Genomic DNA, 13,029 nt, shown 5'->3' on the forward strand with positions numbered 1-13,029 from the left:
CGACGGCGGCCTTCGGGCCGCCGTTTGCGTTGCGGCGCCCGGCAGGCCCGCGCCTGACGGGTTAGACTGGAGGCGCGCCGGGTTGACCCTGCTGACGGAGCCCGGCGTCGCGCCCGCCGTTGGCCGGGGCGCGCCGATCCGTTAGCTTCACCGGGCAACCGCAGGAGGGCTTGGCCGATGCGCAAATGGCAATGCGTGGTCTGTGGCTTCATCTACGACGAGGCACTGGGCCTGCCGGAAGAGGGCATCGCCCCCGGCACGCGCTGGGAAGACATCCCGGCGGACTGGGTCTGCCCGGATTGCGGCGTAGGAAAAATCGATTTCGAGATGATCGAGATTTCCTGAGACCAGCCGAACCGAACGAATTCATGCGGCGGCCCGAGGGCCGCCGTGCCGTCTTGAAGATGTGGAGAGAGCAATGAGCGAGAACGCACCGCTGGTGATCATCGGCACCGGCCTGGCCGGCTACAACCTTGCCCGCGAGTGGCGCAAGCTGGACAGCGACACGCCGCTGCTGCTGATCACCGCCGATGACGGCCGCTCCTACTCCAAGCCGATGCTCTCCACCGGCTTCTCCAAGGACAAGGACGCCGACGGCCTGGCCATGGCCGAGCCGGGCGCCATGGCCGACCAGCTCAAGGCGCGCATCCTCACCCACACCCGCGTCACCGGCATCGATCCGGGCCACCGGCGCATCTGGATCGGCGAGGAAGAAATCCATTACCGCGACCTGGTGCTGGCCTGGGGCGCCGAGACCATCCGCGTCCCGGTCGAGGGTGATGCGCAGGACCTGATCTTCCCGATCAACGACCTGGAAGACTACGCGCGCTTCCGTAGCGCCGCCGCCGGCAAGCGCCGCGTGCTGCTGCTGGGCGCCGGCCTGATCGGCTGCGAGTTCGCCAACGACCTCTCCAGCGGCGGCTACCAGCTCGACGTGGTGGCGCCCTGCGAGCAGGTCATGCCCGGCCTGCTCCATCCGGCCGCCGCCCAGGCGGTGCAGCAGGGGCTGGAAGGCCTCGGCGTGCGCTTCCACCTCGGCCCGGTGCTCAACAGCCTGGTGCGTGCCGGCGACGGCCTGGAAGCGCATCTCTCCGACGGCCAGGTGATCCCCTGCGACCTGGTGGTTTCCGCTGTCGGCCTGCGCCCGCGCATCGACCTCGCCGCCGCCGCCGGCCTGGATATCAACCGCGGCGTAATGGTCAACCGCGAGCTGCGCACCTCCCACGCCAACATCTACGCCCTGGGCGACTGTGCCGAGGTCGACGGCCTCAACCTGCTCTACGTGATGCCGCTGATGTCCTGCGCCCGCGCGCTGGCGCAGACCCTGGCCGGCAAACCGACCCCGGTGGCCTATGGCGCCATGCCGGTTACCGTGAAGACCCCGGTGTGCCCGCTGGTGGTCTCGCCGCCGCCGCGCGGCAGCGACGGCGAATGGCAGGTGGAAGGCTCTGGCCCGGACCTCAAGGTGCTGTGCCGGGATACCGCCGGTCGATTGCTCGGCTATGCCCTGACGGGGGCCGCCGTGAGCGAAAAACTCTCCCTGAACAAGGAGTTGCCGGCCCTGCTGGCGTGACAGTCCTCGCCAATGGCGGATTTGCCTTGGGAATGTGCCCGCAAATTGTCAGACGATACTGGCGTACCAGCTTTCGGCGTGCCATTCTCCCCCCGTCTGCCGCAGCCTAGAGCCTGTACGGCAAGCCTGCGGTGCCTTGGGCGCTGTTGGGAAGACAGCACGGACACAACAACAACAAACCGTCAAAGAGGCATTTATGCGTAAACCAGAACTCGCCGCCGCGATCGCCGAAAAGGCCGACCTCACCAAAGAACAAGCCAACAAGGTGCTGAACGCGCTGCTGGATGAAATCACTGGCGCGCTCAACCGCAAGGACAGCGTTACCCTTGTCGGTTTCGGTACCTTCGTTCAGCGCCACCGTGGCGCCCGTACCGGCAAGAACCCGCAAACCGGCCAGCCGGTCAAGATCAAAGCCAGCAACACCGTTGCCTTCAAACCGGGCAAAGCGCTCAAAGACGCCGTCAACTGATCGCGTCAGGCCCGGAGCCAGAGCGGCTCCGGGTTGCCTCCTCCAGTTACACAATCCCTCCAAAAGACCGGATGTAGTCCCTTTTCAAAGTGGCTACAATGCGCAGACTTTTGTCTCGAACGTCGAGGTTTGTGCATGAAATTCCGTCTACTCCTGTGGATGCTCGGTCGCTTGATGGCCAAGGCCAGCCGCGAAAACCCGGCATTCCAGAAGCAGCTCGAAGGCAAGGACCTGGTGTTCCAGCTCCACACCCTCGACGGCAAGGTTGCCCGCCACTACATCGTCAAGGACCTCAAGGTCAGTGCCCGTCGCGGCACCCATCCTGCGCCGGCCTTTGCGCTGGGCTTCAAGGATGGCGCCTACGGCTTCGCCACCATGACCTCGAAGAACCCGCAGCTGGCGTTCATGCAGGGCATCCAGAACAAGGACATCCAGATCCAGGGCAACCCCGGCCTGGTGATCTGGTTCCAGGGTCTGGTGAAGTACCTCAAGCCGAAGAAGAAGGCCGCGCCGGGCAGCGACAAGAAAGCCGCCTGAGGCACTTTTCGGCGCCCAGCAAAAAGGCCCCTGACGGGGCCTTTTTCGTGTGATGGGAAAGCGAGCAAAGGAAAAGGCCCCTCGAAGGGGCCTTTTTCTGGTTTGCATAGCGACGGCTTCAGCGTTGTACATTCAATGCGACGGGTTGAACTGGCTGGCCAGTTCGCGCAGCACCGCTTCGGCGTCGAGCACCTTGCGCACGGCGTCTTCGGCCTTCTCGCGGGGGATGTCCAGGCGGTCCAGCAGGTCCTGCGGGATGTCTGTCCCCGGGCCGCTGCCGATGCCGTGGTTACGCAGCAGTCGGGTCGCCAGGCACACCAGGTTGGCGTAGGCCGAGCAATCGCCGGCATAGGAAGGGTCGTGCTGGAAGCGCAGCGCGGTGTAGATCTCTTCCGGCATGTCCCAGGTGCGCATCAGCCAGGCGCCGATCTGCTCGCGGGTGATACCCAGCAGGTGCTGCTCGACGAGGTTGTGCTCGACGTGCGGGTTCACCTCCAGATGCCGGCAGATCAGCGAGAAATGCGGCGGGAAGATGTGCGCCAGGACCAGGTAGCCGATGCTGTGCAGCAGGCCTCCCAGGTAGGTCAGGCCGGCTTCCGGACGTTCGGCGCGCGGCACGGCGCGGGTCAGGCCCTCGATCACCGCGGCGGTGTAGATCGCCTGGTGCCAGTAGGGCGTGGCGTGCTGCGGCTGGTCCTTGGGCAGGCTCAGGGTCTTGCCCAGAGCGAGGCCGAGGGCGAGGTTGATCACCAGGTCGAAGCCCAGCACGCGGACGATGGCGTCTTCCACCGAGCGGATCTTGCCCGGCGCGGCGTAGTAGGGCGAGGCGGCCCAGCTGACGACTTGCGCGGCGAGCGCCGGGTCGGTTTCCACCACGCCTGTGATGTCGTCCACCGTGGCGTTGGGGTCGACGCGCAGCTTGATGATCTTCTGCGCGGTTTCCGGCAGCGGCGGAATCTCGATGGTTTCCTCGAGACGCTGCTGGATGCGGCGGGCGGTGAACGCCTGCACGGCCTGGGTGATTTCCTTGCGGTCGTCGTCCGGGCGGTCGAGGTTCGGTCGGATCGACTCCAGCCGTACGCCGAAGCGTGCGGCGCTGGCTTTTTCCAGCAGGCTGCGGAAGGACGCCGTGGGGATTTCCAGCAGCGTGCCCGCGGCGCCGGATTCGATCAGCAGCTGGGCTTCCTGCAGCAGGCGCTCGTCGTACAGGCAGGGCGAACTGGTCAGCGGCGGCAGCGCTGGCAGGCGGCCGAGCTGATGCTTGCCGAGCATGCGCTCCAGGCGGTCGGGCTTGACCGCCACCAGCTTGCGTCCGGTGAGCTCGGCCAGGCGGTTGAGGTCCAGCAGCTGGCTCTGCGGGAACAGCACCAGCAGGGTGCCGACGGCATCTTCCAGCAGGCTGGCCTGGACCCGGCGGGCAGCCGGCAGGGTGGTGGAATCGCTGACCTCGCGATAGGGGATTCCCAGCTTGTCGAGCAGCTGCAGGATGACCTCGGGGGCCTGCGAGGAGTCGGATGGGGCGCGTGCAAGGTCGCTCATGAATGTGATCCGGTTATCAACGGCTGGGTCGGAGTATAACCACGCAGTCAGCGTGACCGAGCGGTCAACTGATCGATGAGAGTGAAATACATCACACTTGTCCGTATTGCTGTCCGTGTCGCAGCCAGCGTGCCAGCAGCGGGCTGACCGCTTGCGGCCAGTGCGCCAGCAGGGCCTGGGCGGCATCGCGCACCGCTGGCAGCAAGTCGGCGTCGCGCATCAGGTCGGCCACCTTGAACTGCAGCAGGCCGGTCTGGCGGGTGCCGAGCATTTCGCCGGGGCCGCGCAGTTCCAGGTCCTTCTCGGCGATGACGAAGCCGTCGCAGGTCTCGCGCATGATCCCCAGGCGCTCGCGGCCGATCTGCGACAGCGGCGGGTGGTAGAGCAGCACGCAGTGGCTCGCCGCGCTGCCCCGGCCGACGCGGCCGCGCAACTGGTGCAATTGGGCGAGGCCAAGCCGCTCGGGGTTCTCGATGATCATCAGGCTGGAGTTGGGTACGTCCACGCCGACCTCGATCACCGTGGTCGCCACCAGCAGTTGCAGCAGGCCTTCCTTGAAGGCTTCCATGACCACGGCCTTGTCCGCCGGCTTCATGCGCCCATGGATCAGGCCGACGCGCAGTTCACCCAGCGCCGAGGAGAGTTCCTCGTAGGTGGTCTCGGCGGCCTGGCAGGTCAGCTCTTCGGATTCCTCGATCAGCGTGCATACCCAGTACGCCTGGCGGCCTTCCGCGCAGGCGGCGCGCACCCGCTCGATCACTTCGATACGGCGGCTGTCGGCCACCAGCACGGTGTTCACCGGGGTACGGCCGGGCGGCAGCTCGTCGAGGATCGAGGTGTCGAGGTCGGCGTAGGCGCTCATCGCCAGGGTGCGTGGGATGGGCGTGGCGGTCATGATCAGCTGGTGCGGGCAGAGTCGGCCGTCCACGCCTTTCTGGCGCAGGGCGAGGCGCTGCTGCACGCCGAAGCGGTGCTGCTCGTCGATGATCACCAGGGCCAGGCGCTTGAACTTCACCTCGTCCTGGAACAACGCGTGGGTGCCGACGATCATCGGTGCGCCGCCGGCGATCTGTTCCAGCGCGCTGGCGCGGGCCTTGCCCTTGAGCTTGCCGGCCAGCCAGGCGACTTCGATGCCCAGCGGCTGCAGCCACTTGGTGAAGTTGAGGAAGTGCTGCTCGGCGAGGATCTCGGTGGGCGCCATCAGCGCCACCTGGTAGCCGGCTTCCAGCGCCTGCAGGGCGGCGAGGGCGGCGACCACGGTCTTGCCGGCGCCGACATCGCCCTGCACCAGGCGCAGCATGGGTTCGGGCTGCGCGAGGTCGTAGGCGATCTCCGCGCCGACCCGCTGCTGCGCGCCGGTGGGCTTGAAGCCGAGGTTCTTCAGGTACAGCGCCGGCAGCCGCTTGGCCGGCGGCAGTTGCGGCGCGGCCTGGGAGCGTACGCTCTCGCGCAGGCGTTGCAGCGACAACTGGTGGGTCAGCAGTTCCTCGAAAGCGAGACGGTGCTGTGCCCAGTGGCGGCCTTCGGCGAGCTCTTCGAGGTCAGCGTCCGGCGGCGGCCGGTGCAGGTAGCGGATGGCTTCGTCCAGCGGGCCCAGGCGGTAGTCGCGGGCCAGCTCCGCCGGCAGCCAGTCCGGCAGGCTCGACGGGCCCAGGCGCGCCAGGGTCTGCTCGCTGAGCTGGCGCAGGCGCTGCTGGGTGAGGCCTTCGGTGGTCGGGTAGATCGGCGTCAGCGTCTGTTCCACCGGGGCTGCGGCAGCGTCGGTGAGCGAGCGGTATTCGGGGTGGTAGATCTCAAGACCGGACGCGCCGGGGCGTGCTTCGCCGTAGCAGCGCAGGTGCGTGCCGCGCTTGAGGTTTTCCTTCTGCGCCTGGCTGAAATGGTAGAAGCGCAGGCTCAGGGTGCCGGTGCCGTCCTGCAGGCGCACCAGCAGACTGCGACGCTTGCCCATCACCACGTCGGCGCCGGAGACCACGCCTTCGACCACCGCATCCTGCCCCGGGCGCAGCGCGCCGATGGGGGTGATGCGGGTGCGGTCCTGGTAGCGCAGCGGCAGGTGGAAGAGGATGTCCTGGAGGTTCTCCAGGCCGACCTTCGCCAGTTTCTCTTCCAGCGCGGCGCCCACGCCCTTGAGCGCGGTGACCGGGACGTTCGACAGATCGGTCATGCCGGCTCGGCTTCACCCTTGACGGTCGGCTTGGCGACCGAACACAGGCGGATCGAGTCGGCCAGCACCTCGATGGCGCGCGGCCGCGGGAAGCTGGCGCGCCAGGCGATGGCGACGGTACGCATGGGTACTGGCGCGCTGAACGGGCGCACTTCCAGCACGCCCGGCGCGTAGTGATGGCTGTCCACCGCGGAGAACGGCAGCACCGATACGCCCAGGCCCGAGGCAACCATGTGGCGGATGGTTTCCAGCGAGCTGGATTCCACCGTGGTGTGCTTGTTCTCGCCGCCCTTGTGAGTGGTCGGGCAGGCTTCCAGGACCTGGTCGCGGAAGCAGTGGCCTTCGCCGAGCAGCAGCAGGCTCTTGTCGTTGAGCAGCTCCGGGTCGATGGTCTTCTTCGCGGTCCACTGATGGTCCGCCGGCATCAGGACGTAGAAGGGCTCGTCGAACAGCTGCAGGGTCAGCACGTCGGCTTCCTGGAACGGCAGGGCGATGATGATCGCGTCCAGCTCGCCGGTGCGCAGCTTGTCGCGCAGGATGTGGGTGAAGTTTTCCTCGATGTACAGCGGCATCTGCGGGGCGACCCGGTGCAGCTGCGGGATCAGGTGCGGGAACAGGTACGGGCCGATGGTGTAGATGGCGCCGACCTTGAGCGGCGAGGTCAGCTGGTTCTTGCCGGCCTGGGCCAGTTCACGGATGCCCTGGGCCTGCTCCAGCACCTTCTGCGCCTGCGCCACGATGCCTTCGCCGACCGGGGTCAGGCGCACCGCACTCTTGCTGCGTTCGAAGATCAGTACGCCGAGTTCGTCTTCCAGCTTCTTCACGCCCACCGACAGGGTTGGCTGGCTGACGTGGCAGCGCTCCGCGGCGCGGCCGAAGTGTTGCTCCTGGGCAAGCGTGACGATGTAGCGCAGTTCGGTCAGGGTCATGGCAGGGAATCCGTTGAGGTGGCCCAAGCATAGCGGCTGCACCGCCGCGAACCAACCGCGCTAAACTGCCGAGCTTTGATTCGCGGAGCCAAGCATGAGCAAGAGCACCTTTCCCAGCCTGATGATCGTCGGTTGTGGCGACGTCGGCAGCCGCCTGGGTCGCCAACTCGCGGTGCGCGACTGGCGCGTCCATGGCCTGCGCCGCAACGTGGCCGCGCTGCCGCTGGAAGTGCTGCCGGTGGCCGGCGACCTCGGCCAGCTCGAATGCCCGGATACCTGGCCGCTGGGCCAGCTGGACTACCTGGTGTTCTGCGCCGCCGCGACCCAGCACGATGAAGCCGGTTATCGCGCCGCCTACGTCGAAGGCCTGCGCAATACCCTCGGCTGGCTGCAGCAGCGCGGCCAGGTGCCCAAGCGCCTGCTGTTCGTTTCCAGCAGCGGCGTTTATGCGCAGTGCGAGGGTGAGTGGATCGACGAGACTTCGCCCGCCGAAGCCCAGAGCTACTCCGGCAGCGTGATGCTCGAAGCCGAGCAGGTGGCGCTGCACAGCGGGATACCCGCCAGCGTGGTGCGCCTCACCGGCATCTATGGGCCCGGCCGCGAGTGGCTGCTCAAGCAGGTGCGCGAGGGTTACCGCGTGGCCAGCGAGCCGCCGCTGTACGCCAACCGCATCCATGCCGAGGACGCCGCGGGCCTGCTCGCTGCGCTGCTGGAAGCCGACCGCAGCGGCGTCGCGCTGGATGACTGCTATATCGGCGTCGACAATGACCCGGCCGCGCTGCACGAAGTGGTCGGCTGGCTGCGCGAGCAACTGGGCGTCACCCAGTGGTCCGAAGAGCAGACCGTGCGCCGCGCTGGCAGCAAGCGCTGCAGCAACGCCCGCGCCCGCGCGCTGGGCTGGGAGCCGCGCTACCCGAGCTTCCGCGAAGGCTACGCCGCTATTCTTGCGGGCAAACAGGACTGATGGACGCCAACCGGCTGCTGGCGCGCCCCTGGTTGCCGGGGGTGGAGTTGTTCCATGCGGACTTCTCCGGCCAGCCGTTCGGCCGCCACAGTCACGATGCTTTCGCCATCGGCGCCATCCTCCACGGCGCCGGCGGCTACCAGTGCCGCGGCGCGCACCATGTGCTGCCGGCCGGCACCCTGTCGCTGATGAACCCGGAGGAGCCGCACACCGGTAATGCCGAGTCGGAGCGGCTGGTCTATCGCATGCTCTACATCGAGGAGTCGCGGCTGCTGCCGCTGCTCGGCCGCAAGCAGTTGCCGCGCGGCTTCCAGGCGCTCAATCCACACGACGACGGGCAAGTGGCCGAAGCGCTGCGCCGCGTCGCCACGGAGTTCGAGCGTAACGATGCACTGGCGCTGGAGAGCGAGTTGCTGACGTTGCTGGAGCTGGTGTTCGTCCGCCACGGCGGTATGCGCCCGACTGCCTCGGCTTCGCGTGACGGAAGCGTCACGGCCAAGCTGCGTGATTATCTGGAAGCGCATTATCGCGAGGCAGTCAGCCTCGAAGAGCTCGCCGCGCTGCTGCAGCGCCATCCGCGTCATCTCATTGAAGCCTTCCGCAACGCCTATGGCGTGCCGCCGCATACCTACCTGCTGCAACGGCGCATCCGCGAGGCCAAGCGCCTGCTGGTGGCCGGCGAGAAGCCGCTGGAGGTCGCGCTGACCTTGGGCTTCTACGACCAGGCGCATTTCTCCGGCACCTTCCGCCGCTTCACCGGTGTCACGCCGGGCCGCTTCCTGCGCGCCACGCGCACCTGACTTTCTTCCAAGACCGCCGAACCCCGGCGCTCCCAGACTGCCGATCCACCGCTTTCCGGGAGATCGTCATGTTCGCCGCATTCGCCTTGGTTGCCAGCACCCACTTCGCCGCTCTGTTGTCGCCGGGGCCGGATTTCTTCCTGCTGATCCGCGCTGCGCTGTTGCGCGGTCGGCGCCATGCCGACGGCTGCGCGGCGGGTATCGCCCTGGCCAATCTGGCGAGCATGCTGCTGGTGCTGTTCGTCCTGGGGCTGCTGCCTGAGGTGGCGAGCCACGGGCTGCGAGTGGTGCAGCTGCTAGGCGGCGCCTACTTCGTCTGGCTCGGCGCCCAGGCGCTGCTGGCACGACGGGAGCTGGAGATTCCCACGCAGCGGGGTGAGCAACGCAGCGGCGGATTTTTAAAGGGTATGCGCGAAGGCCTGCTGGCCAGCAGCCTGAATCCCAAGCTGCCGATCTTCTACACCGGGCTGTTCGGCGTGCTCGGCCAGTTTCACCTGCCGGGCTGGGCGCTGGGCGTCTGCGTGCTGTGGATGGGCGCGGTGGTGCTGCTGTGGGATATGGCGCTGGTGCGCCTGCTGGATCGCCCGCGCTGGCGCGGCTGGCTCCAGCGCCGGGTCACGGCGCTGGACCGCCTGTGCGGCGGCCTGCTGCTGGCGCTGGGCGGCTGGCTGCTGTGGAGCGGGCTGCGCTGAGGGTGGTCATTCGAGCCTGGCAGCCCGCTCGCGCGCTCAGTCGCGCTCCAGGGTCCAGACCTTGTTGCCGGGCGCGTACTGCGGCATCTCGTCGGCCTGGGCGCGGTTCACCGCTTCGAACAGCTCCAGCTTGTCGCCGTCGCGTTCGAACAGGTATTCGCGGCCCTGCTGGCCCTGTTGCAGCCAGATGCTGTCGTTGTCGCCGCTCATGGCCGCGCAGTCGCCGGCCAGGCACAGCGCGTAACGGTCGGCGCCGGGGAAGCCTTCGAGGTTGCCGTTGGGCTGGAACTTGACCTTGCTGCCCTTGCCCTGGCCTTCCTCGATGATCCAGGTGCCCTTCAGGTAGGCGGCGTACAGGGCGTTCTCGAAGGTGCTGCCGGCCGACGTCTGCGCGGCGGGCTGCTCCTTGGGACGCAGGAAGCGTTGTTCGGGCCAGTTGTCGCTGCCCACCTGCACCAGCTCCTTGCCGTCCAGCTCCAGGGCCTCCTGGTTGCTGCCGTAGAACTCGACGCGGTAGTGCTTGGGATCGGTCTGGGTCAACTGCCCTTCGCCCAGCTCGAAGCCGTTGCTGAAGGTGGCCTGGCTGGCCTTGGTGTCCAGCTTCCATTCCAGGTTCGGGCCGTAGGCCAGCAGCGCCTCGCGCAGCTTGCCACCCTTGCCGGCGGCATCGATGGCGGCCTGGTTGACCCAGACCCCGGAAGGGTCGGAAGGGGTGCCGGCGCAGCCGGTGAGCAGGCCGATCAGGGCGCTCAGGATCAGGGCGCGACGCATGTTTGCTCCTTGCAGACAAAGTAACGGGGCCGCTGGGGCCCCGTAGGTGTTTCGTGACGCTTATTCGAGGACGACGATGGCGTCCATCTCGACCTGGGCGCCCTTGGGCAGCGCGGCAACGCCGATGGCGGCGCGGGCCGGGTAGGGCTGGACGAAGTACTTGCCCATGATCTCGTTGACCTTGGCGAAGTGCGACAGGTCGGTGAGGAAGATGTTCAGCTTGGCGACGTCGTGCAGGTAGCCGCCGGAGGCTTCGATGACGGCTTTGAGGTTCTCGAAGACCTGGACGGTCTGCTCTTCGAAGCCCTCGACCAGTTCCATGGTTTTCGGGTCCAGCGGGATCTGACCGGAGACATAGACGGTGTTGCCAGCCTTGATCGCCTGGGAGTAGGTGCCAATGGCGGCCGGGGCCTTGTCGGTGTGGATAACGGTCTTGGTCATGTCGACTCCTTGGGGTGGGGATCAGCTGCGCATGCGGGTGATGCGGATCACGCCCTTGAGCGCGCGCAGCTTCTTGATGACGCGGGCCAGGTGCACACGGTCATGCACGCTGACGACGAGCTGGACCACGCTGATGCGACCGTCGCGCTCGTCCATGCTGATCTTCTCGATGTTGCCGTCGGCAGCGTTGACGCTGGTCGCCAGCAGGGCGATCAGGCCGCGCTGGTGCTCCAGCTCGACGCGCAGCTCGACGTTGAACTCGCCGGTGACATCCTTGGCCCAGCTGAGCTGGATGCATTTTTCCGGGTTGTTGCGGATTTCGCTGATGTTCCGGCAGTTCTCCAGGTGCACGACCATGCCCTTGCCGGCCGACAGGTGGCCGACGATCGGGTCGCCGGGGATCGGCGTGCAGCACTTGGCGTAGCTGAGCACCAGGCCTTCGGTACCGCGGATCGCCAGCGGCCCTTCGGCGCTCGGCGCTTCCTCGCCCTCGCTGGACAGCAGGCGGCGTGCGACCACGTAGGCCATGCGGTTGCCCAGGCCGATCTCTTCGAGCAGGTCCTCGAAGACTTCCATGCGGTATTCGTTGAGCACGCCCTGGATACGTTCCTGGGGGATCTTCTCCAGGTGGCTGTCGAAGCCGGCCAGGGTCTTGTTCAGCAGGCGCTCACCGAGGTTGATCGACTCGGAGCGGCGCTGCAGCTTGAGCGCGTGGCGGATGTGCGTGCGCGCCTTGCCGGTGACCACGAAGTTGAGCCAGGCCGGGTTTGGCCGGGTACCCGGCGCGGTGACGATCTCCACCGTCGCGCCGCTCTGCAGCGGTTCGGACAGCGGCGCCAGGCGGCGGTTGATGCGGCAGGCGATGCAGCTGTTGCCGACGTCGGTGTGCACCGCGTAGGCGAAGTCGACGGCCGTGGAGCCTTTGGGCAGCTCCATGATGCGGCCTTTGGGCGTGAACACGTAGACCTCGTCCGGGAACAGGTCGATCTTCACGTTCTCGATGAATTCCAGCGAGTTGCCGGCGCGTTGCTGTAGTTCGAGGATGCCCTTCACCCACTGGCGCGCGCGGGCGTGGGTGCCCTTGGGCGACTCGTCCTCATCGGACTTGTACAGCCAGTGCGCGGCGATGCCGTGGTTGGCCATCTCTTCCATCTCGCGGGTGCGGATCTGGATTTCGATGGGCACGCCGTGCATGCCGAACAGGGTGGTGTGCAACGACTGGTAGCCGTTGGCCTTGGGAATCGCGATGTAGTCCTTGAAGCGACCGGGGAACGGCTTGTACAGGTTGTGTACGGCGCCGAGCACGCGGTAGCAGGTGTCGACCTTGTCGACGATGATGCGGAAGGCGTAGACGTCCATGATCTCGTTGAACGCCTTGCGCTTGCCGCGCATCTTCTTGTAGATGCTGAACAGGTGCTTCTCGCGGCCCAGGACCTGACCTTCCATGCCTTCGCGGGCGAGGCAGTTGACCAGCGATTCCTGGATCTTGCCGACGATCTCGCGGCGGTTGCCGCGGGCCTTCTTCACCGCCTGGCGGATGCGCTCGGAGCGCATCGGGTGCATGGCCTTGAAGCCCAGGTCCTCGAATTCCACGCGCATGCTGTGCATGCCCAGCCGGTTGGCGATGGGGGCGTAGATTTCCAGGGTTTCCTTGGCGATGCGCCGGCGTTTCTCGCCCGACAGCACTTCCAGGGTGCGCATGTTGTGCAGGCGGTCGGCCAGCTTCACCAAGATCACGCGGATGTCGCGCGCCATGGCCATGGCCATCTTCTGGAAGTTCTCGGCCTGCGCCTCGGCCTTGGACTCGAAGTTCATCTGGGTCAGCTTGCTGACCCCGTCGACGAGTTCCGAGACGGTCTCGCCGAACTGCGCGGTGAGCGCTTCCTTGGCGATGCCGGTGTCCTCGATCACGTCGTGCAGCATGGCTGCCATCAGGCTCTGATGGTCCATGTGCATGTCGGCGAGGATATTGGCGACGGCGAGCGGATGGGTGACGTAGGCCTCGCCGCTGCGGCGGCGCTGCCCGTCGTGGGCCTGCTCGGCGTAGTAGTAGGCGCGGCGGACCAGGTTGACCTGATCCGGGCCCAGGTAGCTCGACAGACGGTCGGCGAAGGCATCTATGCTCGGCATGGGTTCACCCCCTGCCG

At 66.9% G+C, this 13,029-nt stretch carries 13 protein-coding genes; 7 read left to right on the forward strand and 6 right to left on the reverse strand.

Features of this window, described 5'->3' with window-relative positions:
• The first annotated feature begins 177 nt into the window (after positions 1–177).
• The 4 genes from HNP46_RS30330 (at position 178) to HNP46_RS30345 (ending at position 2,579) form a co-directional block, all read left to right on the forward strand.
• Positions 178–345, forward strand: coding sequence for a rubredoxin (locus HNP46_RS30330; protein WP_065085359.1), 168 nt, complete (start codon positions 178–180; stop codon positions 343–345).
• 73 nt (positions 346–418) lie between these two features.
• A complete protein-coding gene (locus HNP46_RS30335; RefSeq protein WP_184596533.1) occupies positions 419–1,573 on the forward strand; it encodes an NAD(P)/FAD-dependent oxidoreductase in 1,155 nt (384 codons plus the stop codon).
• Positions 1,574–1,769: 196 nt separating this feature from the next.
• Positions 1,770–2,042: an HU family DNA-binding protein gene (locus HNP46_RS30340; RefSeq protein ID WP_017520695.1), complete on the forward strand. Its 273-nt coding sequence runs from the start codon at positions 1,770–1,772 to the stop codon at positions 2,040–2,042.
• A gap of 135 nt (positions 2,043–2,177) precedes the next feature.
• On the forward strand, positions 2,178–2,579 hold the full coding sequence (locus HNP46_RS30345) for a helicase (protein WP_184596535.1): 402 nt from the start codon (positions 2,178–2,180) through the stop codon (positions 2,577–2,579).
• Positions 2,580–2,711: 132 nt separating this feature from the next.
• On the opposite strand, the gene HNP46_RS30350 is transcribed toward HNP46_RS30345, so the two are convergent.
• The 3 genes from HNP46_RS30350 to HNP46_RS30360 all read right to left on the reverse strand — a co-directional run bounded on the left by HNP46_RS30350 (position 2,712) and on the right by HNP46_RS30360 (position 7,214).
• A complete protein-coding gene (locus tag HNP46_RS30350) occupies positions 2,712–4,118 on the reverse strand; it encodes an aminoacyl-tRNA deacylase and HDOD domain-containing protein (RefSeq protein ID WP_184596537.1) in 1,407 nt (468 codons plus the stop codon).
• Positions 4,119–4,209: 91 nt separating this feature from the next.
• Positions 4,210–6,285, reverse strand: coding sequence for an ATP-dependent DNA helicase RecG (gene recG, locus HNP46_RS30355; protein ID WP_184596539.1), 2,076 nt, complete (start codon positions 6,283–6,285; stop codon positions 4,210–4,212).
• Entirely contained in the window at positions 6,282–7,214 is a 933-nt protein-coding gene (locus HNP46_RS30360; protein WP_138217111.1) for a hydrogen peroxide-inducible genes activator, read from the reverse strand. Before HNP46_RS30360 ends, recG begins: the two co-directional genes overlap by 4 nt.
• Before the next feature lie 94 nt (positions 7,215–7,308).
• Here HNP46_RS30360 and HNP46_RS30365 point away from each other — a divergent pair, with 94 nt between their 5' ends.
• The 3 genes from HNP46_RS30365 to HNP46_RS30375 all read left to right on the forward strand — a co-directional run bounded on the left by HNP46_RS30365 (position 7,309) and on the right by HNP46_RS30375 (position 9,670).
• Positions 7,309–8,178, forward strand: a complete 870-nt coding sequence (locus HNP46_RS30365) for an NAD-dependent epimerase/dehydratase family protein (protein ID WP_184596541.1) — start codon at positions 7,309–7,311, stop codon at positions 8,176–8,178.
• Positions 8,178–8,978, forward strand: coding sequence for a helix-turn-helix transcriptional regulator (locus tag HNP46_RS30370; protein WP_184596543.1), 801 nt, complete (start codon positions 8,178–8,180; stop codon positions 8,976–8,978). The genes HNP46_RS30365 and HNP46_RS30370 overlap by 1 nt, the downstream gene beginning before the upstream one ends.
• 68 nt (positions 8,979–9,046) lie before the next feature.
• Entirely contained in the window at positions 9,047–9,670 is a 624-nt protein-coding gene (locus HNP46_RS30375; RefSeq protein WP_184596545.1) for a LysE family translocator, read from the forward strand.
• 36 nt (positions 9,671–9,706) lie between these two features.
• Here HNP46_RS30375 and HNP46_RS30380 read toward each other — a convergent pair whose 3' ends face one another.
• From HNP46_RS30380 to spoT, 3 genes are read right to left on the reverse strand one after another with little or no spacing between them, the layout of a single operon-like run.
• Positions 9,707–10,441, reverse strand: coding sequence for a hypothetical protein (locus HNP46_RS30380; protein ID WP_184596547.1), 735 nt, complete (start codon positions 10,439–10,441; stop codon positions 9,707–9,709).
• A gap of 60 nt (positions 10,442–10,501) precedes the next feature.
• Complete coding sequence (locus HNP46_RS30385) at positions 10,502–10,882, reverse strand: RidA family protein (RefSeq protein WP_017520704.1); 381 nt, start codon at positions 10,880–10,882, stop codon at positions 10,502–10,504.
• A gap of 21 nt (positions 10,883–10,903) precedes the next feature.
• Complete coding sequence (gene spoT / locus HNP46_RS30390) at positions 10,904–13,012, reverse strand: bifunctional GTP diphosphokinase/guanosine-3',5'-bis pyrophosphate 3'-pyrophosphohydrolase (RefSeq protein WP_184596555.1); 2,109 nt, start codon at positions 13,010–13,012, stop codon at positions 10,904–10,906.
• Positions 13,013–13,029 lie beyond the last annotated feature (17 nt).

This window comes from Pseudomonas nitroreducens (assembly GCF_014204515.1).
Lineage (GTDB): Bacteria > Pseudomonadota > Gammaproteobacteria > Pseudomonadales > Pseudomonadaceae > Pseudomonas > Pseudomonas nitritireducens_A.

Bases quoted from the DNA above. Each gene is read 5' to 3' on its own strand.
- HNP46_RS30350 (WP_184596537.1), bottom strand. From the start codon at position 4,118: ATGAGCGACCTTGCACGCGCCCCATCCGACTCCTCGCAGGCCCCCGAG.
- HNP46_RS30330 (WP_065085359.1), top strand. From the start codon at position 178: ATGCGCAAATGGCAATGCGTGGTCTGTGGCTTCATCTACGACGAGGCA.
- HNP46_RS30365 (WP_184596541.1), top strand. From the start codon at position 7,309: ATGAGCAAGAGCACCTTTCCCAGCCTGATGATCGTCGGTTGTGGCGAC.
- HNP46_RS30345 (WP_184596535.1), top strand. From the start codon at position 2,178: ATGAAATTCCGTCTACTCCTGTGGATGCTCGGTCGCTTGATGGCCAAG.
- recG (WP_184596539.1), bottom strand. From the start codon at position 6,285: ATGACCGATCTGTCGAACGTCCCGGTCACCGCGCTCAAGGGCGTGGGC.
- HNP46_RS30370 (WP_184596543.1), top strand. From the start codon at position 8,178: ATGGACGCCAACCGGCTGCTGGCGCGCCCCTGGTTGCCGGGGGTGGAG.
- HNP46_RS30375 (WP_184596545.1), top strand. From the start codon at position 9,047: ATGTTCGCCGCATTCGCCTTGGTTGCCAGCACCCACTTCGCCGCTCTG.
- HNP46_RS30335 (WP_184596533.1), top strand. From the start codon at position 419: ATGAGCGAGAACGCACCGCTGGTGATCATCGGCACCGGCCTGGCCGGC.
- HNP46_RS30385 (WP_017520704.1), bottom strand. From the start codon at position 10,882: ATGACCAAGACCGTTATCCACACCGACAAGGCCCCGGCCGCCATTGGC.
- spoT (WP_184596555.1), bottom strand. From the start codon at position 13,012: ATGCCGAGCATAGATGCCTTCGCCGACCGTCTGTCGAGCTACCTGGGC.
- HNP46_RS30360 (WP_138217111.1), bottom strand. From the start codon at position 7,214: ATGACCCTGACCGAACTGCGCTACATCGTCACGCTTGCCCAGGAGCAA.
- HNP46_RS30380 (WP_184596547.1), bottom strand. From the start codon at position 10,441: ATGCGTCGCGCCCTGATCCTGAGCGCCCTGATCGGCCTGCTCACCGGC.
- HNP46_RS30340 (WP_017520695.1), top strand. From the start codon at position 1,770: ATGCGTAAACCAGAACTCGCCGCCGCGATCGCCGAAAAGGCCGACCTC.